The following is a 21,649-nucleotide window of genomic DNA, read 5'->3' on the forward strand; positions in this document are numbered from 1 at the left end:
CCTGAAAGCCGTCGGGACACATTGACCCCAACCAGTCTCTATATTCAGCCAATCTCTATCGTTAAATCGCTAGTCGGTGTCGCCAAGCAGGCGTAACACCAACCCTCTTGCTGTTCTGCCACTGTTAGCATCGGCGCCATCCGAGGGTAGCACACGGTACCGGAAGTCACCCTGCATAAGCAACTGCCACAACCACCTTGACGACAACGATGTGGCCAAGGCACAGGCGCAGCTAATGCTGCTTGCAGCAAGGTCTCGCCCCCATCGACGGTAAACTCATATTCACCGTCATTCACCTGCACCTGAAAAACCTGACTCACTTCAGGATATCCAGCTCATCCCATAGCTCATCGACTCGGCTCTTAACCGCTTCATCCATGGTGATCGGTTCGCCCCATTCACGGTCGGTTTCCCCTGCCCATTTATTGGTGGCATCAAGCCCCATTTTTGACCCTAAGCCTGCCACAGGGGAGGCAAAGTCGAGATAATCAATCGGCGTATGTTCCACAAAGGTGGTGTCACGCTTAGGATCCATCCGTGTGGTGATCGCCCAGATCACATCTTGCCAATCACGGGCATTGATATCGTCATCGCAAACAATCACAAACTTGGTATACATAAACTGACGTAGGAACGACCACACCCCCATCATGACTCGCTTGGCATGTCCCGGGTACTGTTTCTTGATCGTCACCACGGCCATACGATACGAGCAACCTTCCGGCGGCAGATAAAAATCGGTGATTTCGGGGTACTGCTTCTGCAAGATCGGTACAAACACTTCATTCAGTGCCACCCCTAATACTGCCGGTTCATCAGGCGGACGGCCGGTATAGGTACTATGGTAGATTGGATTCTCACGCATGGTGACATGGGTAACAGTAAACACAGGGAAGCGCTCAACTTCGTTGTAGTAGCCGGTGTGATCGCCATAAGGCCCCTCATCCGCTTCTTCACCTGGTTCAATATAACCTTCAAGCACAATTTCAGCGTGCGCTGGCACCTCTAAATCACAGCTCAAACAATTCGCTACTTCGGTGTTACTGCCCCGGAGTAAACCGGCAAAAGCATACTCTGAAAGCGTATCCGGTACCGGCGTAACCGCCCCCAGCGTTGTCGCAGGATCGGCGCCCAACGCCACTGCCACGGGGAATTTTTCACCAGGATGCGCTTGCTGCCACTCTTGAAAGTCTAACGCACCACCACGGTGGGATAACCAACGCATAATCAGCTTGTTGCGCCCAAGCAGTTGCTGGCGGTAAATTCCCAGATTCTGACGTTTTTTAAGTGGTCCACGGGTGATGGTCAAACCCCAGGTCACTAATGGGGCAACATCTCCCGGCCAGCAATGCTGGATCGGCAACGCCGTCAAATCTACTTCATCACCGCTCATCACCACCTGCTGACACGGCGGGCGTTTAATCTTTTTGGTGGGCATATTTAACACCTGACGGAACGCAGGCAGCTTATCGATCAATTCACGGAAGCCTTTCGGTGGCTCAGGCTCCTTCAAGTAAGCCAATAACTTACCCACATCCCGTAACGATGCCACATCATCATGCCCCATCGCCAAAGCGACACGCCGCGGCGTACCAAACAAGTTGGCCAACACCGGCACCTGATGCCCTTTCGGGTGTTCAAACAGCAACGCTGGCCCTTCTGCCCGCAGGGTACGATCGCAGATCTCGGTCATTTCCAGATAAGGGTCAATGGTTTGTGATACCCGCTTTAGCTCCCCCATCTCTTCAAGATGTGCGATAAATTCTCGTAAATCCCTATATTTCATCTGTTTGCTACCCAATCTTTGATTGACGTCATTATAACGATGACAGTGAACCATGCCATGCCCAAGCTCTCTTCCTCAGCACCTATACTTCAACAAGATATCTGCCGGAGTCGCCTATGCAACTCACCGCCGAACTGCTCTTGCTCCTATGCGCCATCAGCGCGCTGGTGATCGGCTCTGCCGTGCGGCAGATGCTGCATGGGAAAAAACTACCCTACACGGTGGCACTGATGTTGGTCGGCCTCCTACTTGGCGGGCTGGACCGCAGCGGTTTGTTACGAGAGATCGATCCCGTCAGCAATCAAATGGTCAGCTACATCGCCACCATGGAACCTCACCTGATCCTCGCGCTGTTTCTGCCCATCTTAATCTTCGAATCAGCCTTCAATATGGAGCCGCACTTATTTAAACGGCTATTTCCACAGATCAGTTTACTCGCCGTGCCTGGACTGATTATTGCCACCGTACTCACCGCTTGGGCCTGCCGCATGTTTTTGCCCTGGCAATGGAGTTGGACCGAAGCTCTACTATTTGGCGCGCTGATCAGTGCAACTGATCCGGTGGCGGTCGTCGCTCTCCTCAAGGAGCTTGGCGCACCAAAGCGCTTGGAAACACTGCTGGAAGGGGAGTCGCTCCTCAACGACGGCACCGCCATTGTCATCTTCCTGCTATTCCTTGGGCTGTTGCAGCCGGGCGCCGCCATGAGCGGTATGACGCTGGTCGATTTTGTGGTGGTCGCCATCGGCGGAGGGGTACTAGGCTGGTTGATTGGCCGCCTATTCCTCATCTGGATGCGACGCTTACAGCAGGATCCATTGGCTCAGATCAGTCTCTCCGTCGTGTCCGCTTTTTTTTGCTACATGCTGGCGGAAGTAGTACTCCACCTTTCCGGCGTCGTCGCCGTGGTAGCCTTAGGGCTTACCCTCGCCACCCACATCGCCCTTTGGCTACCGAACAAGGTGATACGGTTTCTTGATCAGTTCTGGCACCTATTGGCACATGTCGCCAATACGCTGGCATTCCTGCTGGTTGGCATCACCATCGCGGTCAATATTCCGTTAGACGACAAATTGTCTTGGGGACTGATCCCCTGGGTGTACTTAATCGTCATGTTGGTACGCACAATCACCGTTGCCCTGCTTTATCCCGCTCTAAAGAAAATGCCAGGGGGCTTTCGCCTCGACAAAGCGATAGTACTGGTATGGGGTAGCCTACGGGGCGCTGTCGCTCTCGTACTCGCCTTAAGCCTGATGCATGCGCCGAGCTTAAGCGACGAACGTGGCCATCAAATCCTCTTCCTCACCGCAGGGGTGGTATCACTGACCCTACTTATCAATGCCGCCACCATGCGCCACCTTTGCCAATGGTTAAAGTTGGACCGATTATCACCCGCCAAACAAGCCGCCATGGACCATGCCTGCGGTTTGCTCAATCAAGCAACGCTAGCCAGCGCTGCCGAACTAAAGAGTAACCCCCATCTACGCCTCAGTAACTGGCCTAGAATTGAGCAGCAATTGGGTATTCAACAGGCTCACGAACTCGGCACTCCAACCGATCGGGAAGCCCTATTCCGTCAGTTATTGGAGGCCGAACGCCAGCTCTACTGGCAACAGTATCACCAGGGCTATCTCAGCCGCAGTGCCCTGCATAAACTGCTCCAAGCGCTCGACTTGGCACTGGATGGCAAGCCGCAATTAAACCATCATCAAATTTTGGATCAGCTCACCAAACCGCCGCTTTGGCACCGCTTAATCAGTCAGTTACCGGGATGGCAAAACAATACCTTGGCACTGGGACAGCAGAGGCTGCGCCTGCAATACGATATGGCACGGGGGTTTGTCCAGGCACAACAGGATCTGCAGATCCTGCTACCCACACTTTCGCCGCCCGCAGAGATAGCCAATGAAGCAATGCACTTGCTCCATGAAAACCAACGTCAGCTTGAGTTCCGGCTCGCAGCATTAGAACAGCACTACCCCGCTTTATGTCGGGCATTACAAACCCATATCAGTCAACGTGTACTGCTCAACAATCGAGCTGAAACGATTGAAAAATTGGCCAGCCAAGGCTTGCTGGAAAGTGGGGAGAGAGAAAAGCTGCTTACCGACAACCAAATGAAAAAGGCGCAGTTACAGCACTTCAAACTGCCCTCACTGCATGAAAACCAGTTACAACAACTACAGCAATTAGAATCTCTACAAAAATGGCCTATCGAACACCTGCAGTCACTACTCAGACATGGCCAGCACCAATTGATCGACGAAGGCGAGCTGCTGTTCAACGAAAAGAGCAGATCATGTTGGCTACTGTTGTTGGCGGGAACAGTGCAGGTTTTTGATACCGACAAAGGCCACATCACCGATATCAGTGCCAAGGGGGCGGGGGTGCAACTAGGTCAAGACCCAGCAACACCCACCCCTTGTACCAATCGCGCCAAAGCGATCTGTGCTGTTGAGGTACTGAGCTTTGATCAACAGCAATGGCAAGCCATGGCCAAAGAGTACCCGGTATTAATAAAAAGGCTGCTCAATCTACCAAAATAGAAGTAATTATCGTCGCTTCACTGGCATTACCGGCGGCTTGAATTATCTTTTCTTATGAGGTGGATAGGAGAGTATGAATGGACGACAAGCTGTTATTCAGTGAAGAAGAAGTCGCGGTTCCCAGTAATCACGACGCACAACAGTTTTGGCATGTGTTAATCGCCGATGATGAACCGGCAGTGCATCAGATCACCACCATGGTGCTCGGCGGCATGGAAGTTCAAGGCCGACCTCTGAAGCTGATCAGCGCTTATACCGGTGAAGAAGCATTGCAAGTGATGGCAGAGCGAGAAGATATCGCACTGGCGTTACTTGATGTTGTGATGGAAACCCCCGATGCCGGTCTCAACTGCGCCCGCGTGATCCGTGAAGAGATGAAAAACAAATACACGCGCCTCGTTCTTAGAACCGGCCAGCCAGGGCAAGCACCGGAAGAGCAAGTCATTCGAGACTATGACATCAACGATTACAAAGACAAGACCGAACTAACCTCCACCAAAATGAAAACGCTCGTCTACTCCACTATCCGCAGCTACCGCGACATCTGCACCGTCAATCAAAGTCGTAAAGGGTTACGCCGGGTTATCGACGCAATCAGTGAAGTCAATGAATCACACACGTTACGCACGCTCGCCTCGGCCATACTCGATCAGATCATCAACTTACTGGGTCTCCAGTCAGATGCGATCTGCTGCCGCCAACTCAGCGCTTACGCCGCCAGCGTACAGGAAGGCCACTACCATGTGCTGGCTACCAGTGGTGACATGGACAAATACAAGGATGTGCAATCCATTGACGAACTGCCTGCAGAAGTTGCCAATGCCTTTAAAAAAGCATCAGAAACACAGGGATCATTCGCTACCGAACACTACTACGTCTGCTACAAGCGCTCTCACATGGGGGCAGAAAACTTGCTCTATTTGGAGTATCCGGGAGATCTCACCGACCTCGACCAACAACTGCTGGAGATCTACGCCTCCAATGTTGGCCTTACCTACGAAAACCTGTTGATCCGGGAAGAGGTAGAGGATACCCAGAGGGAGCTTGTTTATATCCTAGGTGAGGCTGTTGAGGGGCGCTCAAAGGAGACCGGCGCCCATGTTAAACGGGTTGCCAAAATCAGCCATTTTCTCGCACTCAGCTATGGCTTAGACGAAGAATCGGCAGACTTAATCAAGTATGCATCGCCCCTGCATGACATCGGCAAGATCGGTATCGCCGACAGTATTCTCAATAAGCCAGGCAAACTGGACGATGTGGAATGGCAAACCATGCAGACCCACGCCAATTTTGGTGAAACCCTGCTGGCACGTTCCGGCAAGCGAATACTTAAGCTCGCCTCAGTGATTGCCGGGCAGCATCATGAACGTTGGGATGGCACAGGTTACCCAAGAGGGTTAGCGGGAGAAGAGATCGACGTAGCCGCCAGGATCACTGCCGTGGCCGACGTGTTAGACGCCTTGGCCAGCCAGCGTTGTTATAAAGAGGCATGGTCATACGACAAAATTGTCGATCTGATGCAAAGAGAGCGTGGTAAACAGTTTGAACCACGCCTTGTTGACCTATTGATAGAGAACTTCGAACAGATTAAGGCGATCCGGACACGTTACCCGGATTAAGCCTATAAACACCAGCGAAGAGATTACTCCCCGCGACGGCGCAACTGAGGAAGCAACAAACCAAACAGAGCCAAACTGGCAAGCAGAGGGGTTGCTGGTGCATCCACGTCAATCAAACGCACATTGTCGATCAAACCACCCAGAGAGTTGCTAATACCGCCCGCACTTAACTCAAGGTCGTAAGCACCTTGTTGCAACCAAATCTTATAACTCACCGTTTGCCAGCCTTGCTGGGAACGCTTTGTTTCGTTGAAGCTGGCCAAATCAGGGCTCAACGGCAGCAAGCCAACATTGATGATGTTGTCATTTGGCCTATTGGTACGTGCCGCATAACTGAAGCTCAACTCAAACAAGCTTGCTTGCTCAACCTGTACCGTCTGCTGCATAGCTGAATTGTTGTAACTATCGAGTTCAACGACCCAAGGGTTATCATCCTCAGGGTTGCTGCTGGTGTAGAGATGATATTTACCCACTTCAATGCCGGATCCTGCCGTCGTTTGCCAGCCAGTCAACGACTGATAAACAGACCAACTGCGTGTGGGTGTTTGTTCAAACTGATCAAAACTGCCATTTACAATCAAGTTTGCCGAGGCCAATGGCGCCCATAGCAATGCCAAGAAAGAGACCACAAAAGAGGTTTTCAACATCGGGGTTCCCTACTACAGATCGCCGAATGACGACGATAACAACTGAGAATACCGGTGCAGTATATCAGCTAACACTCAAACAATTAACAACTCTGTACATTTGATAAACAAAAACCCGCCAATATGGCGGGTTTTCTATGCTAAAAAAAACGTGTCAGACTATGACTTTTGCTTCTTCATCGCATCAAAGAACTCATTGTTAGTTTTGGTCATGGCCAACTTATCAATCAAGAATTCCATACCATCACTTTCATTCATAGGATGAACGATTTTACGCAATATCCACATCTTCTGCAGTTCATCCGGTGCCGTCAGCAGCTCTTCGCGGCGGGTACCAGAACGATTGATGTTGATAGCTGGATAAACACGTTTTTCAGCAATCTTACGATCCAGGTGAACTTCAGAGTTACCAGTTCCCTTAAACTCTTCGTAGATCACTTCATCCATCTTCGAGCCGGTATCGATCAGCGCAGTAGCGATGATCGTCAAGCTACCACCCTCTTCAACATTACGCGCCGCACCAAAGAAACGCTTCGGACGATGCAAGGCGTTGGCATCAACACCACCGGTAAGTACTTTACCGGAGCTCGGGATCACAGTGTTGTAAGCCCGTGCCAGACGGGTAATGGAATCAAGTAAGATCACCACATCTTTCTTATGCTCAACCAGACGTTTGGCTTTCTCGATCACCATTTCGGCCACTTGAACGTGACGGCTTGCTGGTTCATCGAAGGTAGAAGCAACCACTTCTCCCTGTACCAAACGCTGCATCTCTGTGACTTCTTCTGGGCGTTCATCAATCAACAACACCATCAATACACACTCAGGGTGATTGTAGGCAATTGACTGCGCCAGGTTCTGCAACAGCATAGTTTTACCGGCTTTAGGTGGTGCAACCACCAAACCGCGTTGGCCTTTACCTATGGGGCAAGCCAGATCCAGCACTCGTGCGGTGATATCTTCGGTCGAACCGTTTCCTCGCTCCAAACGCAGGCGTTCATTAGCGTGCAGTGGCGTGAGGTTTTCAAAAAGGATTTTACTGCGGGCGTTTTCCGGTCTGTCGAAGTTCACTTCATTGACTTTCAACAGTGCAAAATAGCGTTCGCCATCTTTGGGCGGGCGAATTTTTCCGGCAATGGTATCGCCAGTACGCAGATTAAAGCGGCGGATCTGACTCGGCGATACATAGATATCGTCCGGTCCGGCCAAGTATGAGCTATCGGCGCTGCGAAGGAAGCCAAAACCATCCTGCAAAATCTCAAGAGCCCCTCCACCAAAGATATCCTCGCCACTTTTCGCATGGGCTTTAAGAATTGCGAAGATGATGTCCTGTTTGCGAGCACGAGCCAGATTATCTAGCTTCATCGACTCTGCGATGGCAACGAGTTCTGAGATGGGTTTGTTCTTTAATTCAGTTAGATTCATATCGGTGGGTTTCTTGAATGGTGGGTATTAAGCACGCAGAATGCGTGGCTGAACCCTGGATATTCCCGAGAATATTTAATGTTAAAAAGGATTTATATTGAAAATTGGTCAGGAAATGCTCAAAGCAGGATCAGATTAGCAGCTTAAATTAGGGGCGTCCACTAAATGCGGCGGAATTCCCGCCGCATTGTCGAGCACGATCAAATGTTGGCGTCGAGAAACTCTTTTAATTGAGTTTTAGACAGCGCACCCACTTTAGTCGCAATCACATTACCGCCCTTGAATAACAGCAGAGTAGGGATACCACGAATGCCGTATTTAGGGGGAGTTTGAGCATTCTGGTCGATATTCAGCTTGCCAATGGTCAGCTTTCCATCGTACTCATCAGCCACTTCATCCAAGATAGGGGCGATCATTTTACAAGGACCACACCACTCGGCCCAAAAATCTACCAATACCGCTTGGTCTGCAGCCAGTACGTCAGCTTCAAAGCTATCATCGCTTAGCTGAACAATCTTTTCGTTCATTTTCTTCTCCGCTTTATTAATCGACTAGCGCGAAGCGCATGTGCACTAGCGTTAGTATTTCAAATCATCTCAAGTTGTAAAGCAAGCGCAACCTGATATGCTTGGCGCCATGAGTAAAACACACCTATCAGATACGCGCTTTGACGCGTTTGATCTCCGTCCGGAGGTCCTCGCCGCCCTGCATAGCAAGGGTTTTGAATATTGTACGCCCATCCAAAAGATGAGCCTGCCAGTGGCATTAGCCGGTGGAGACGTTGCAGGGCAAGCCCAAACAGGCACAGGTAAAACCATTGCCTTTCTTGTTGCAACCGTCAACTACCTGTTAAACAACCCTGCTGCTGAAGAGCGCAAGCCACAGGATCCGCGTGCAATTATTATTGCACCGACCCGAGAATTGGCCATTCAGATCTACCATGATGCTGAAGCGCTGGCGAAAAGCTCAAACTTGCGCCTAGGTCTGGTATATGGGGGCGAGGGATACGAATCTCAACGGCAAACGCTCAATGAAGGTGTTGATATCCTTATTGGCACTTGCGGCCGCCTGATTGACTATTTCAAGCAGGGCATTTTCAGCCTCAACCATATCCAAGCCGTAGTATTGGATGAAGCTGACCGTATGTTTGACCTCGGTTTCATTAAAGATATTCGCTATCTTTTCCGCCGCATGCCTGAGCCTGATAACCGACTCAACCTTTTGTTTTCTGCCACATTATCGATGCGCGTTCGTGAGTTAGCCTACGAGCATATGAATGATCCGACTCACGTTCACGTCGAGCCGGAAAAGATGACGGCAGATCGCGTTAAAGCAGAACTGTTTTATCCCTCTAACGAGCATAAAATGCCACTGCTGCTGACCTTGATGGAAGAAGAGTGGCCGGACAAAGCAATTGTCTTTGCTAATACCAAGCACCAATCGGAAGCAGTTTGGGGCCATCTAGCCGCTGACGGCCACCGAGTTGGACTGCTCACGGGTGACGTACCTCAGCGCAAGCGCGTAAAAATTCTCGAGCAATTTACAGATGGTAGTTTGGATATTCTGGTAGCGACAGATGTTGCCGCCCGTGGTTTACATATTCCAAAAGTGACTCACGTCTTTAACTACGATCTGCCAGATGACTGTGAAGATTATGTTCACCGTATAGGCCGGACAGGCCGTGCTGGCGAAAGTGGCCACGCCATCAGTTTTGCTTGTGAACGTTACGCACTGAATCTGCCAGCAATTGAAAGCTATGTTGGTCATGACATTCCCGTCAGCCAATATGATCCTACGGCTCTGCTGGATGATCTGCCAGCGCCGATCCGTCAGCACCGCCCAAGACGCAGTGGCGGCGGACAGAACCGCTCTTCACAACGCCGCAGCGGTGGCCATCGCCGAGGCTAATGTTTGAATAGTTCGCCTAACCAGCTTTATGCCGCCATCGACCTTGGCTCCAACAGTTTTCATATGTTGGTTGTCAGGGTGGTCGCGGGTAGTGTGCAGGTACTGGCGAAGATCAAACGCAAAGTGCGGCTGGCCTCAGGGCTAGACACGCAAAACCAACTTAGCGAAGAAGCGATGATCCGCGGTTGGGATTGTTTGCGTTTGTTTGCTGAACGCCTGCAGGATATTCCCGCCAACAATATTCGTATTGTCGGCACCGCCACCCTCAGAGTCGCCGCAAATGTCGAGCAGTTTATTGCGACGGCAGAACAGATCCTTGACCACCCAATCCAAATCATTACCGGCGAGCAAGAAGCAGAAACCATCTACCAAGGTGTCGCGCACACCTCCAGTGGCAGTGGTAATCAGTTGGTGATTGATATTGGCGGTGCCAGCACCGAGCTGATTGTTGGGCAACAGTATGAACCCCACATTCTGCATAGTTTGAATATGGGCTGTGTACTGTTCCGTGAGCGTTATTTCGCCGGCGGTCAACTGCAACAAAGTAATTTTGATGCAGCCATTAGCGCGGCAGAAGCCTTAGTCGCGCCCTTGGTCGTCGATTATTGCGCCTATGGCTGGCAGCGTTGTGTCGGCGCATCCGGCACAGTACAGGCATTACAGGAAGTGTTGCTGGCGCAAGGATATGACGAGCGGATCACGCTGCCTAAGTTACAGCGAATGATGGCGCAAGCAGTAGCTTGTGGCCAACTTCAGGCATTGAATATCGTCGGCTTATCAGAAGAACGCAAACCGGTGTTTGTCAGTGGTTTGGCGATCTTAATTGCCCTGTTTCGTAAGTTTGGCATTGAGCAGATGACCACTTCTGGCGGCGCCCTGCGAGAAGGGATCGTCTACGAGATGTTAGGCGAGCAGCGCCAAGAGAATGTCCGCCAACGCACCCTCGCCGGCCTCAAACAACAGTTTCGAATCGATCAGCCCCACGCCACTCGGGTCAGTGAACTTGCATTGGCCTTATGTCAGCAAGTAGCGGCTCCATGGCAGCTAGAAGATATCGAACTCAATGAGCTACTTGCCAGTGCGGCACAACTCAACGAAATCGGCCTGTTGATTGGCTACCAAAATGCCCAGCAACACGCAAAATATATCATCGAAAATGCCACGCTCCCCGGTTTTAGCAACAGCCAGAAATTATTGTTGGCAAATCTGCTCGGTCAGTATCAAGGGCCTCTCGACAATGCTTGCTATGAGCAGCTGACCGGCATTGAGCCAACAACAGCCATGCGCCTGACTCGGCTACTGCGCTTGGCCATTATATTCTGTGGCCGCCGCCAAGACAGCTCGGTACCTGAGCTGAGTTTGACAGCAGAGGGCGAGACCCTGAGCTTGCAACTTTCCCAGCCATGGCTAAATAGCCACCCGCTGGTCAGCAGTGAGTTGCAGCAAGAAGCGTGCTACACATTGAAGATTGGCGGTGAATTAAAGCTCACTGCGGCGACAGGATCCTGATTGAGCACTCTTATCTCAGCTCCTTAGCCCCCTAAAACCCGCTACACTGTTTAACAAGGCCACATAACGATTTTATAGACCTATTCGCGCTGGCGCTCTTTATAGGGTAAGCTGCGCGCCCGCCATTAGGCACTTACCCCCGTAACAAAACGAGACCTTTATATGTCATTTGCCTCACTCGGCCTCTCTGATTCCATTCTTGCAGCGATCAAAGAGCAGGGCTACGAAACCCCCTCTCCTATTCAAGCGCAGGCCATTCCTGCGGTACTCGAAGGGCGGGACGTGATGGCAGCGGCACAGACAGGTACCGGTAAAACGGCTGGTTTTACCTTACCTATCTTGGAAATATTGTCGAAGGGGCCGCAAGCACAAGCCAACCAGGTGCGCACTCTGGTGCTGACACCAACCCGCGAACTGGCGGCGCAGGTAGGTGCAAGTGTTGAAACTTACTCGAAACATCTACCCTTAAGATCTGCGGTGGTGTTTGGTGGCGTTAAGATCAATCCACAGATGATGGCACTACGACGGGGCGTGGATGTATTGGTCGCTACACCGGGTCGACTGCTTGATCTATACAATCAAAATGCGGTGCGTTTTAAGCAACTGGAAATACTGGTACTTGATGAAGCCGATCGTATGTTGGATATGGGCTTTATTCACGACATCAAGAAGATCCTCGCCCTGCTGCCTAAACAACGCCAAAACCTGATGTTTTCGGCAACCTTTTCAAACGAGATCCGGGCGCTGGCAAAAGGGATGGTTAACAACCCTGTTGAGGTCTCCGTTGCTCCCCCTAATACTACCGCCGAGCGTATCGAGCAGTTAGTTTATCCAGTGGATAAGGGGCGGAAATCCGGGCTATTGACCCGTTTAATCCAAGATAATCAGTGGCAACAGGTGTTGGTATTCAGTAAAACCAAACACGGTGCCAACCGTATCACCAAGCAACTTAACGCCAAAGAGATCAACGCCGCAGCGATCCACGGCAATAAGAGTCAGGGGGCGCGAACCAAAGCATTAGCCGATTTTAAGAGTGGTGCTATCCGCGTTCTCGTTGCCACCGACATTGCTGCCCGCGGCTTGGATATCGATCAGTTACCCCATGTGGTCAATTACGATCTGCCCCATGTGGCTGAAGATTATGTCCATCGCATCGGTCGTACCGGCCGAGCTGGTGCCAGTGGCGAAGCGGTATCACTAGTCTGTGCCGATGATTTCAAACTGCTTGCTGCTATTGAGCGACTTATTGGCGATATTATTCCGCGTAAAGAGTTATCTGGTTTTGAACCGACTCATCCGCTACCGCCTTCACGCACGCCACAAGCAAGGCGTGCTCCGCGACCTAAAAAGCCGAAGAAACCTAAAATCGAACACGCGGATGGACAACGCTCCGGCGAACTGGCAAAAGGCCATCGCCCAGCGAATAGCTAACTTTAGCTAGCAAAGTAGCAGACAATAAAAAAGCGAGCTGAGCTCGCTTTTTTATTCGCCATTTTCAGCATCCAACACAGGGGCTATTTCTCATTAAGCCACTGCGCCACTCGCTTGGCAAAATAGGTCAAAATGCCATCAGCCCCGGCACGCTTAAAAGCCAACAAGCTTTCCATTATTACCGGTTTTTCCGCTAGCCAGCCATTCTCAATCGCCGCCATATGCATCGCATACTCGCCGCTAACCTGGTAAGCATAGGTAGGCACTTTAAAGTTGTCTTTTACCCGGCGCACCACATCCAGATACGGCATACCTGGCTTCACCATCACCATATCGGCTCCCTCCTGGAGATCCAGAGCCACCTCCTGCAGCGCTTCATCACTATTGGCCGGATCCATCTGGTAGCTGTACTTATTGCCGCCCTTAAGATTACCGGCTGAACCGACAGCATCACGGAACGGACCATAGTAGCTAGAAGCATATTTAGCTGAGTAGGCAAGAATGCGCGTATTAACATGACCAGCGGCTTCCAACGCGGCGCGGATAGCACCGATGCGGCCATCCATCATGTCAGACGGCGCCACCACATCAGCACCCGCATCCGCATGGGACAGCGCTTGTTTGACCAATACCGCTGTGGTGACATCATTTACCACGTAACCTTGCTCATCAATAATACCGTCCTGGCCATGGGTAGTGAACGGATCCAAAGCAACATCAGTGATCACCCCCAACTCAGGAAACGTAGCTTTTACCGCACGCACTGCCCGTTGTGCCAAACCTTCAGGGTTATAGGCCTCAGCAGCATCCAAAGATTTCACCCCATCAGGCGTAACCGGAAAAAGCGCAATGGCAGGAACCCCAAGGGCAACCAACTCTTCAGCTTCCTGCAGCAACAGGTCTATAGATACCCGCTCAACACCCGGCATCGAGGTCACCGATTCCCGTTGGCCCTCACCTTCAAGCACAAACATCGGAAAGATAAGATCAGCCACGGAGAGTTGCGACTCTGCCATCAAACGGCGGGAAAAATCATCAGCACGCATACGGCGAGGGCGCCGCGCAGGAAACTGACCAAAACTGTTAATCACATCAGACATGAATAATTTTCCGTTAAGGTTGCACTGAAGGTAATAGTTGGAACGGCTGACGGCTTAACAACTCACCGTCAGCTTTGAGATAAATAAGCCACGTACCAGGTACCAGGCTATCAGCATCTTCTAGGGTGTGAATAAAGCTACCTTGGTAAGGGAACTGCTCTGGCATTACCACGACTTTCTTTTGTAACGACTTCAATCCGTTTTCACTTACCGGCGGCTTGACGGTGTACGTCAGGGTCACTGGGCGTTCGGCAGGATCAGCATGCAGAATAAAACGAAAGCCAAAACTGATTTGCGCTCCCAGCTCTAATTTACGTCGCTGCCGCAACAGTTCGGCCTCATTTGACCACTCTTCACTGACGTTGTCCGGGCGTTGATATAAGCCGTAATCGCTCACCTGCAAACGGAAATGGATGGGATCTAATTCCTGCTCTACAGCTTGCTCCTGACACCCAGTTAATAGCATAAAGCAGCACAAGCCGACGGCTATCATCACCGTTAATCTTAATCCACTTCGCTCAACGGCGATTTGCCAATAACTATTCAACCTGCTGCTCCTCAGTAATAAAAACGCATACCCGATCACGACCTTGCTGTTTGGCCTGATAGAGTGCTTTATCTGCCTGCGCGAGTAAGGTTTCAGGGGGGAGTTGGGGATCAATATACAAACAAGCGACACCACAACTGATGGTCAAAGGTAATTCTCCCGCCCCCGTCACTACACCTTGGTCACGAATAGCACTACATAACCGCTCGGCCAATTGTCTCGCCCCTTCCGGCGAGGTATTGGGTAAAATCAGCGCAAACTCTTCACCACCATAGCGAGCCACCACATCCCCTGGACGTTTAACCACTTCAGCAGCTCGCGACGCGACTTCCCGAATACAGATATCACCAACGGGGTGACCATAGGTGTCATTGATCTGCTTAAAGTGGTCAATGTCCGCCATGATCAGAGCAAGCGGTGTCTGTTCACGACGGCTACGTCGCTGCTCCGCTATATAGCGTTTGTCAAAGTATTTTCGGTTGCGTACGCCAGTTAGCGCATCACGGGTATTTTGCTCTTCCAGCTCTCGATTGCTGTCTGCCAACTCCCGCAGCGCCACCTCTAACTCAAACGTACGTTCACGTACTTTTTGCTCCAATTCTGCATTGGCCGTCGCCTGCATCTGTAGTGCTTTATCCTGCACCAAGCGCACTCGGCGCGCTTGCTCCATGGCATTTTTTTCGGCTAATTGATGAGAGCGGTAAGAGTCACCGACCCGCAACGCCAGCGTTACCGCCATAACAGCGACATCGATCCCCGCGCCAATTAAGAAGGGAGTCAAATTATCTATTGGCAGTTGTACCCAGCCAAAATAGGCCAAACTGCTGATGAGTGCACCGACCAGCAACGCCAGCCAAGCAAAAGTGTAGTAGCGTGCCAATGGCGCCTTCTGAACGCAGAGCCAGATCCCAAGAGCGAGCAGACTGATCACGACCAACACCACCAAGCCGGCGAGTACAATCACTGCGCTCTGATAATCCAGCAGCAACACAGAAAACAGATATAAAACAATGCCGGCCTGCAAGCCACGGTGCAGGCGTTTAATACCGATTTGACGACGCTCTGTCTGCAACACTCTTTCGGTAAACAAGCTGGCGAATAGAAGAGTAAAGCCCCCTAACAAAGGTAGAGAGATGTGTTGTAGCCAAGGGCTGTTTGGCCAAAGGTAGTAACTGTTAATCCCCAGTAAACCGGCCACCAACAAAGAGCCACTGAAGATGTAAGCAGCATACATCAGATAACTGAGCATGCGCGTGGAAGCGGCCAACAAGACGTTATAAGTGCCCATCAACAGTAAGGCACCAAAAGCGAGCCCCCATCCCAAACTGCTGCGATGATCCGATTCCACAAAGCTGTCTCTATCCCACAGAGTGAGAGAGAGATTCGCCGCGCCTGCAGTCTGAAACTGAATTAGTAATACTGGTCTCTGCGCGTCGCCAGCTAGTTCCAGAGGTATTAGGTAACTCGGGTGAGAGACCTTTCGCCCATGATCACCTTCCGCTAACGCTGCCACTTGCAGCCAAGGCTCGTCCCCGCTTTGTAGATAGATATTAATCCAATCGATTAGCGGGTTATCCAACGCCAGCAACCACTGACGGTTCTGCACGGCACGATTATCAATGCTTACCCGCAGCCAATAGATACGTGACGAAAAGCCTGCATTTATGCGGGAGGTGGATAATTTTTGCCAGGCCGACTCAGGGAGTGCCATGATCTGCTGAGCAGAAAGCTCAGCATCATCGGTCGCCAAAAACTCACAGCACGGGCTAGTAACCAATGTATGCAGGGTATCGTCACTCAATACCCACGCAGCATTGGCCGTTGTACTGACACAGATCAGCAACCAGCCAAACCAAGCCCGGGTGAGCTGTTGGATACCCATAGGCAATACTAAAATCCTATTCACGTTTCTCGCATACCCTCAACATGAGGGCAAACAGATTGTCCAAACATGAGTCTACCAGCAATTAATTAGGCTTTTCTCATTTGAGTAACAAATCACCTTGCCGCACCAGCGCTAGCAAATTTGCTATTTAAGGCCAAAGAACTGCTGACTTGCCTTCACCGTATGTAGACTCAACTCTGCCAATGTTTCGCCCCGTTGTGCCGCAATGGTTGCCGCAATATGAGGCAGATAAGCAGGCTCATTACGTCGGCGTTTAGGCTTTGGCTGCACATTTCGTGGAATCAAAAACGGCGCATCAGTTTCCAACATCAAGCGCCCGGCGGGGATCAGCGGCATCATAGCTAAAAGCTCAGTACCTCGACGCTCATCGCACACCCATCCTGTCACACCGATATGCAAATCTAGCTCCAAATACTGACGCAATGCTATTTCGCTACCAGTAAAACAGTGCACCACTGCCGCCGGCAACTTATCTCGCCAAGGTTTGAGTATCGCCAATAGTGTGTCACTGGCATCGCGTTCATGGAGAAATACCGGCATATTTAGCTCAGCCGCCAACGAGAGTTGCTGTTCTAGCACCTCGCATTGCACTGGTCGCGGTGAAAAATCACGATTGAAATCCAAGCCACACTCGCCGACAGCCACTACTTGCGGCTGTGTCAATAACTGTGCAAGCGCTGTCAGCTGTTCAGGCTGGAACTCTTTCGCATCGTGGGGGTGAATGCCCGCGGTACTGAAACAAGTACCAGGCCACCTCTTTGCCAGAGAGAGCGCTTGCTGACTTTCAAGCAACGAGGTACCCGTTAAAATCAGCTGATTAACACCGACGGTTAGGGCACGCTCCACGACATCAGCAGCGTCATCTTTGAACTGGGCATTCGTGAGATTAACCCCAATATCGATCCAACTCACCTTACTTCACTCGCTTCGCCCGGATCCGTTTATTACGATCTGGTTGACCGATAAAAAAGCTACCCACAGAGCCGCGCGAGATCACCACCAGGCCATCTTTATGATTAAAGTTATAACGTGTGCTATCGGTCTGTTGCCAAACTTGGCCGTTTTCTAGGGTTAATACCCACTTGCCGTAAGCATTTTTTTTCTTCTTACTGATCCGTAACGTTAACGTCTCAGGTGCATCTTCAGCGACCGCTTGCTTATGTTCGAGGCCAAATTTCTCTTCGGCGGTGGGTTCAACAGCCATCACGGTGGGTGCGTCAGGTGCGCCAGCTAAACCGCCCGGAGCAGGTTGCACGGCTGGTAATGGCTGCGTCTCTGGCGCAATGGCGGCCGGGGAGTCAGGCAGCGTGCGAGCAGCAAGTTGGTCGTAGCAGTTCAAGCGCTGGGCATCATCGCTGATCGCGGCGCATTGCTGCAATGAAGCGGGAGCGGCATGAACGCTTAAACAACTTAACGCCACAGATAAAAGGACCGTGGTTCGGATCATTATTCCTCCTCCTGCTCATCATCTTTACGCCGATACAATCGCGCAATCAACAAGCCAACTTCAAACAGAAGCAACATAGGTATAGCTAATAGCGTCTGCGAAAAGATATCAGGCGGCGTCAGCAACATTCCAAAAACAAATGCGGCCACAATGATATAGGGCCGTTTCTTACTCAGACTCTCCGGGGTCGTAATGCCAACCCAACAGAGCACAATAATCAGGATGGGCACTTCGAAAGCCAGCCCAAAAGCGAAAAACAGCTTCAGCACAAAGTCGAGATAGCTGCCGATATCAGTGGCGATGGTCACGCCCTCTGGGGCAATCGCAGTAAGAAAGCCAAACGCCAATGGAAACACCACAAAAAAAGCAAACGCAGCACCGGCATAAAACAACAGTGAACTCATCACCACCAAAGGCAGCGCTAACTTGCGCTCATGTTTATAAAGCCCTGGCGCGATAAAAGCCCACACCTGATGCAAAATAAATGGCACAGCCAGCGCTGCGGAAAGCACAATGGTGAGCTTAATTGGTACAAAGAACGGCGAGGCCACATCAGTTGCAATCATCGAGGCCCCGTCTGGCATCTCAGCAATCAACGGTGCCGCAATAAAGTGATAGATCTCCTGGGAAAAATAAACCAGCCCGAGGAATATCACCAGCACAGAACCTAACGCTTTCAGTAAGCGGTCTCGCAACTCATACAGATGACTTAAAAATGGCTGCTGGGTGGGGTTATTCATTGCCGTTTACTATCCGAGGGGGTAGGGAGTGGCTCCACTTTATCATCAGGACCAGGATACTCTCGGTGACCGGAATCATTGGCAGAAAGCAGATCCTCTTCAACGTCGAGTTTATTCTCAGCACTATCACCATCAACCTGCGCCTCAGGCTCTTCTGCAGCATAAGGTCGATTCACAGCATCCGCTTGCGCACGTAGCTTGTTCAACGATGCTTGTAGCTCGGGCGTTACCTTGGTACCTAAGGCTTCTGCTTTCTTCAGGTCATTATGCAGTTGCTCGATCTCCAGCTCCTGCTCTACCTGACTACGGATCGCACTGCCATAACGCTTCACACTGCTGATGGTACGCGTAACACTGCGCACCGCACCCGGCAGTCGCTCAGGCCCAAGTACCAGCAGCCCAACCACAGCGATAATAACAAGCTCCCAAAAGCCGATATCAAACACGGCTTAGGCCTTGTCCTTATCCTTGACTACCGGCTCTTTCACATCTGCGCTGGCGTCTTGTTTGTGTTCTATAGGCTGCTTGTCGAAATCTGCATCGGCTTTTTCGCCTTTAGCATCTTCGTCACTCATCGCTTTTTTAAAGCCCTTAACCGCTGAGCCCAAGTCTCCACCTAGACTACGGAGCTTTTTCGTACCAAACAGCAGGATGACAATAACGGCAACGATTAATAGCTGAGGCCAACTAAAACCCATTTTTACTCTCCCAAACGCCAGAAGTGGCTATGCTGACCCATTATAGGCAGATGGTTGTTCATGAAAACCTCTAACGGCTGCTAAACCGCCAAGCCGAGATCCAGCACCCAATTACGCCACTCCATCCCAGCATCGACCAAGTCACAGATGGCCAATCAAAAAACAGCGTAATCAAGGCGATGATGGCAGAAGTACCAAGCCAAAACAGGCTGCGAGAACGGCGGTCAGCTTGCTGATGGTACTGCTCAGATAGCGTTTCTAACCGAGGAAGGAGTTGCTGTGCTTGCTGCAGATTATTGAAAATCAGGTCTGGCAGTTGCGGCAGTTTCTCCCCCCAGTAAGGTAAATTTTCCAATAAGTTGCGCTTCAGCGCTTTCGCCCCCAACTGATCCTGCATCCAATCTTCGAGAAAAGGTTTAGCGGTTTGCCACAGATCCAGCTGCGGGTATAGCTGACGCCCCAGGCCTTCGATATAGAGCAGGGTCTTCTGCAACAGCACCAGCTGCGGCTGCACCTCCATATTGAAGCGGCGGGCGGTATTAAACAGATTGATCAGCACATGGCCAAACGAGATCTCAGATAAAGGCTTATTGAAAATAGGCTCACAGACAGTACGGATCGCCACTTCAAATTCATCGATACTGGTATCAGCAGGCACCCAACCTGAATCCACATGTAACTCAGCCACCTTGCGATAATCTCGATTAAAGAACGCTAGGAAGTTCTCCGCCAGATAGCGCTTATCTTCGCGATTCAAGGTACCAACAATGCCGCAATCAATACCTATCCACAGAGGATCTTCCGGATGCTCTTTGGCAACAAAGATATTCCCGGGATGCATATCGGCATGAAAGAAACTGTCACGAAATACCTGAGTAAAGAACACCTCGACACCCCGCTCAGCCAAGCGCTTCATGTTGGTGCCATTAGATTCCAGCTCAGCGATATTGCCCACTGGAATGCCATAAATACGCTCCATAACCAACAGGCGAGGGCGGCAATAATCACTGTAAATACGCGGCACATAGAGGGCGTCTGAGCCTTCAAAATTGCGCCTTAGCTGGATTGCGTTGGCTGCTTCTCGCGCCATATCCAGCTCGTCCAGGATAGTTTTGCGATACTCCCGGATCACCTCCTTCGGCCGCAACCGCTTGCCATCCGGCAGCAAGCGCGCCACCAGCTCTGCCAAGCTTTCCATCCAATGCAGATCCGCTAAAATCTGTTTGTCGATCCCCGGCCGGATCACCTTCAAGACAATCTGTTGCGACTGTCCCTGCTCGTCAGCCAACAATGTGGCGGTATGCACCTGGGCAATCGACGCCGTAGCCAACGGCGTCTCATCAAAATCACTGAAGCGCTCAGTTAAGGGGTAACCAAGCGACGCTTCTATTAAAGCTAAGGCTTGCTCGCCAGGAAAAGGGGCAACCTGATCCTGCAACAATGCCAGCTCTTCGGCATAATCATCATTAAGTAGGTCGCGACGGGTAGAAAGCATCTGCCCGAGCTTGATAAACACCGGACCAAGCGCCTCCATGGCGAGGCGTAAGCGCTTCGCTTCCGAGGCGTCGGGATGTTGATTGCGTAGCCAAAACAACCCAATACGTAAGCACTTCAGCGACAACGGCCAGCGTTGACGAGGAATGATCTGATCAACGCCGTGACGCAACAAGGTCGCGCCAATCAGATACAATCGAAACAGCTGCCTAAAGGGATTCATGAGATATCCGCCTGCGAACGCTCCAAACGTCTTACTCTGGCTTCGACATCATCCACATCTGCGGCAAGTAGCTGCACATCGTCGGCAAATGCAGCGAGAGCCAAGGGGTGAGCGAGCAGTGCGACTTCATCAGTAATGAAACGCCCGAACTGCTGTTTCCCTTCCTGCGTTTGGTTAACGACAAACGCTTTGGCACGAGTCAGGGCCTGCGCCACCATGTGCGTGGCAGGATCACCAAGCCAGCGGGACAACGGCTCTTGCCAATCGATGTCCAACCCTTTGAGCATGCCAGCAAACTGTTGTGCCAGTTCCGCTTGCCCCTCCATCTGCAGCCGGTCTTGTTTGATCAGCTGCGCCAGCGTTTCACCATCCTGTAGTCTCGGCAGATCGCGGATAGCTAATTGCATACGGCAATCCCAATCATCCTGCTCACCGGAGAGCAGGTCTATCTGCTTGGCGCTGAAAACAAATAACAGAGGAAAAGGCAATTCCGACAGATCCATACGCAAACGCTTACCAGCCATAGGGAGCAAGCCATTCGCATAGTCAGGATCTAACTTAAGGTATTGATTGAGCACTGTTTCCAATGCGCCTACTAACAGCGGCGAGATCGGCATCACCAAAAC

Annotated in this window: 20 protein-coding genes; 5 read left to right on the top strand and 15 right to left on the bottom strand. The window is 51.2% G+C overall.

Annotation, left to right across the window (positions count from 1 at the left end; translation table 11 throughout):
• Nucleotides 1–44: 44 nt before the first annotated feature.
• Both EZV61_RS12610 and ubiD read right to left on the bottom strand, forming a co-directional pair.
• Complete coding sequence (locus EZV61_RS12610; RefSeq protein WP_205695383.1) at nt 45–320, bottom strand: 2Fe-2S iron-sulfur cluster-binding protein; 276 nt, start codon at nt 318–320, stop codon at nt 45–47.
• Nucleotides 317–1,786, bottom strand: a complete 1,470-nt coding sequence (ubiD, locus tag EZV61_RS12615) for a 4-hydroxy-3-polyprenylbenzoate decarboxylase (protein ID WP_131416023.1) — start codon at nt 1,784–1,786, stop codon at nt 317–319. Before ubiD ends, EZV61_RS12610 begins: the two co-directional genes overlap by 4 nt.
• A gap of 116 nt (nt 1,787–1,902) precedes the next feature.
• Between ubiD and EZV61_RS12620 the strand changes: the two genes are divergently transcribed.
• Together EZV61_RS12620 and EZV61_RS12625 are read left to right on the top strand one after the other, a co-directional pair.
• A complete protein-coding gene (locus EZV61_RS12620) occupies nt 1,903–4,329 on the top strand; it encodes a cation:proton antiporter domain-containing protein (RefSeq protein ID WP_131416025.1) in 2,427 nt (808 codons plus the stop codon).
• Nucleotides 4,330–4,406: 77 nt separating this feature from the next.
• Complete coding sequence (locus EZV61_RS12625; protein ID WP_131416028.1) at nt 4,407–5,948, top strand: DUF3369 domain-containing protein; 1,542 nt, start codon at nt 4,407–4,409, stop codon at nt 5,946–5,948.
• A gap of 23 nt (nt 5,949–5,971) precedes the next feature.
• On the opposite strand, the gene EZV61_RS12630 is transcribed toward EZV61_RS12625, so the two are convergent.
• From EZV61_RS12630 to trxA, 3 genes are all read right to left on the bottom strand, one after another.
• The gene (locus tag EZV61_RS12630; protein ID WP_131416030.1) at nt 5,972–6,595 is read right to left on the bottom strand and encodes a DUF642 domain-containing protein; all 624 of its coding nucleotides are present in this window, start codon (nt 6,593–6,595) and stop codon (nt 5,972–5,974) included.
• Between the two features lie 159 nt (nt 6,596–6,754).
• Nucleotides 6,755–8,020: a transcription termination factor Rho gene (gene rho / locus EZV61_RS12635; RefSeq protein WP_114339352.1), complete on the bottom strand. Its 1,266-nt coding sequence runs from the start codon at nt 8,018–8,020 to the stop codon at nt 6,755–6,757.
• Between the two features lie 200 nt (nt 8,021–8,220).
• Nucleotides 8,221–8,547, bottom strand: coding sequence for a thioredoxin TrxA (trxA, locus tag EZV61_RS12640; protein WP_114339351.1), 327 nt, complete (start codon nt 8,545–8,547; stop codon nt 8,221–8,223).
• A 109-nt stretch (nt 8,548–8,656) separates the two neighbouring features.
• Between trxA and rhlB the strand changes: the two genes are divergently transcribed.
• The 3 genes from rhlB to EZV61_RS12655 all read left to right on the top strand — a co-directional run bounded on the left by rhlB (nt 8,657) and on the right by EZV61_RS12655 (nt 12,868).
• Entirely contained in the window at nt 8,657–9,928 is a 1,272-nt protein-coding gene (gene rhlB, locus EZV61_RS12645; protein ID WP_114339400.1) for an ATP-dependent RNA helicase RhlB, read from the top strand.
• 3 nt (nt 9,929–9,931) lie between these two features.
• Nucleotides 9,932–11,437 carry a guanosine-5'-triphosphate,3'-diphosphate diphosphatase gene (gene gppA / locus EZV61_RS12650; protein WP_131416032.1) on the top strand — a complete coding sequence of 502 codons (1,506 nt, stop codon included), beginning with the start codon at nt 9,932–9,934 and terminating at the stop codon, nt 11,435–11,437.
• Between the two features lie 162 nt (nt 11,438–11,599).
• Nucleotides 11,600–12,868, top strand: a complete 1,269-nt coding sequence (locus EZV61_RS12655; RefSeq protein ID WP_130567793.1) for a DEAD/DEAH box helicase — start codon at nt 11,600–11,602, stop codon at nt 12,866–12,868.
• A gap of 83 nt (nt 12,869–12,951) precedes the next feature.
• Here EZV61_RS12655 and hemB read toward each other — a convergent pair whose 3' ends face one another.
• The 10 genes from hemB to EZV61_RS12705 form a co-directional block, all read right to left on the bottom strand.
• Nucleotides 12,952–13,968 (bottom strand): porphobilinogen synthase, encoded by a 1,017-nt coding sequence (gene hemB, locus EZV61_RS12660; protein WP_131416034.1) that lies wholly within the window; start codon nt 13,966–13,968, stop codon nt 12,952–12,954.
• A gap of 13 nt (nt 13,969–13,981) precedes the next feature.
• The gene (locus tag EZV61_RS12665) at nt 13,982–14,515 is read right to left on the bottom strand and encodes a DUF3859 domain-containing protein (protein ID WP_131416036.1); all 534 of its coding nucleotides are present in this window, start codon (nt 14,513–14,515) and stop codon (nt 13,982–13,984) included.
• The gene (locus tag EZV61_RS12670) at nt 14,508–16,421 is read right to left on the bottom strand and encodes a sensor domain-containing diguanylate cyclase (RefSeq protein ID WP_131416038.1); all 1,914 of its coding nucleotides are present in this window, start codon (nt 16,419–16,421) and stop codon (nt 14,508–14,510) included. Before EZV61_RS12670 ends, EZV61_RS12665 begins: the two co-directional genes overlap by 8 nt.
• Before the next feature lie 123 nt (nt 16,422–16,544).
• Complete coding sequence (locus tag EZV61_RS12675) at nt 16,545–17,333, bottom strand: TatD family hydrolase (RefSeq protein ID WP_131416040.1); 789 nt, start codon at nt 17,331–17,333, stop codon at nt 16,545–16,547.
• A 1-nt stretch (nt 17,334) separates the two neighbouring features.
• The gene (locus tag EZV61_RS12680; RefSeq protein WP_131416042.1) at nt 17,335–17,868 is read right to left on the bottom strand and encodes a hypothetical protein; all 534 of its coding nucleotides are present in this window, start codon (nt 17,866–17,868) and stop codon (nt 17,335–17,337) included.
• Nucleotides 17,868–18,608 carry a twin-arginine translocase subunit TatC gene (gene tatC / locus EZV61_RS12685; RefSeq protein WP_114339343.1) on the bottom strand — a complete coding sequence of 247 codons (741 nt, stop codon included), beginning with the start codon at nt 18,606–18,608 and terminating at the stop codon, nt 17,868–17,870. Before tatC ends, EZV61_RS12680 begins: the two co-directional genes overlap by 1 nt.
• Nucleotides 18,605–19,054, bottom strand: a complete 450-nt coding sequence (gene tatB, locus EZV61_RS12690; RefSeq protein WP_131416044.1) for a Sec-independent protein translocase protein TatB — start codon at nt 19,052–19,054, stop codon at nt 18,605–18,607. The genes tatC and tatB overlap by 4 nt, the downstream gene beginning before the upstream one ends.
• A gap of 3 nt (nt 19,055–19,057) precedes the next feature.
• Nucleotides 19,058–19,306, bottom strand: a complete 249-nt coding sequence (gene tatA / locus EZV61_RS12695; RefSeq protein WP_114339341.1) for a twin-arginine translocase TatA/TatE family subunit — start codon at nt 19,304–19,306, stop codon at nt 19,058–19,060.
• A gap of 70 nt (nt 19,307–19,376) precedes the next feature.
• The gene (gene ubiB / locus EZV61_RS12700) at nt 19,377–21,023 is read right to left on the bottom strand and encodes a ubiquinone biosynthesis regulatory protein kinase UbiB (RefSeq protein WP_131416046.1); all 1,647 of its coding nucleotides are present in this window, start codon (nt 21,021–21,023) and stop codon (nt 19,377–19,379) included.
• Nucleotides 21,020–21,640, bottom strand: a complete 621-nt coding sequence (locus EZV61_RS12705) for a ubiquinone biosynthesis accessory factor UbiJ (protein WP_240695207.1) — start codon at nt 21,638–21,640, stop codon at nt 21,020–21,022. Before EZV61_RS12705 ends, ubiB begins: the two co-directional genes overlap by 4 nt.
• Nucleotides 21,641–21,649: the final 9 nt, after the last annotated feature.

It is taken from the genome of Corallincola luteus, assembly GCF_004336975.1.
Taxonomy (GTDB): Bacteria; Pseudomonadota; Gammaproteobacteria; order Enterobacterales; family Neiellaceae; genus Corallincola; species Corallincola holothuriorum.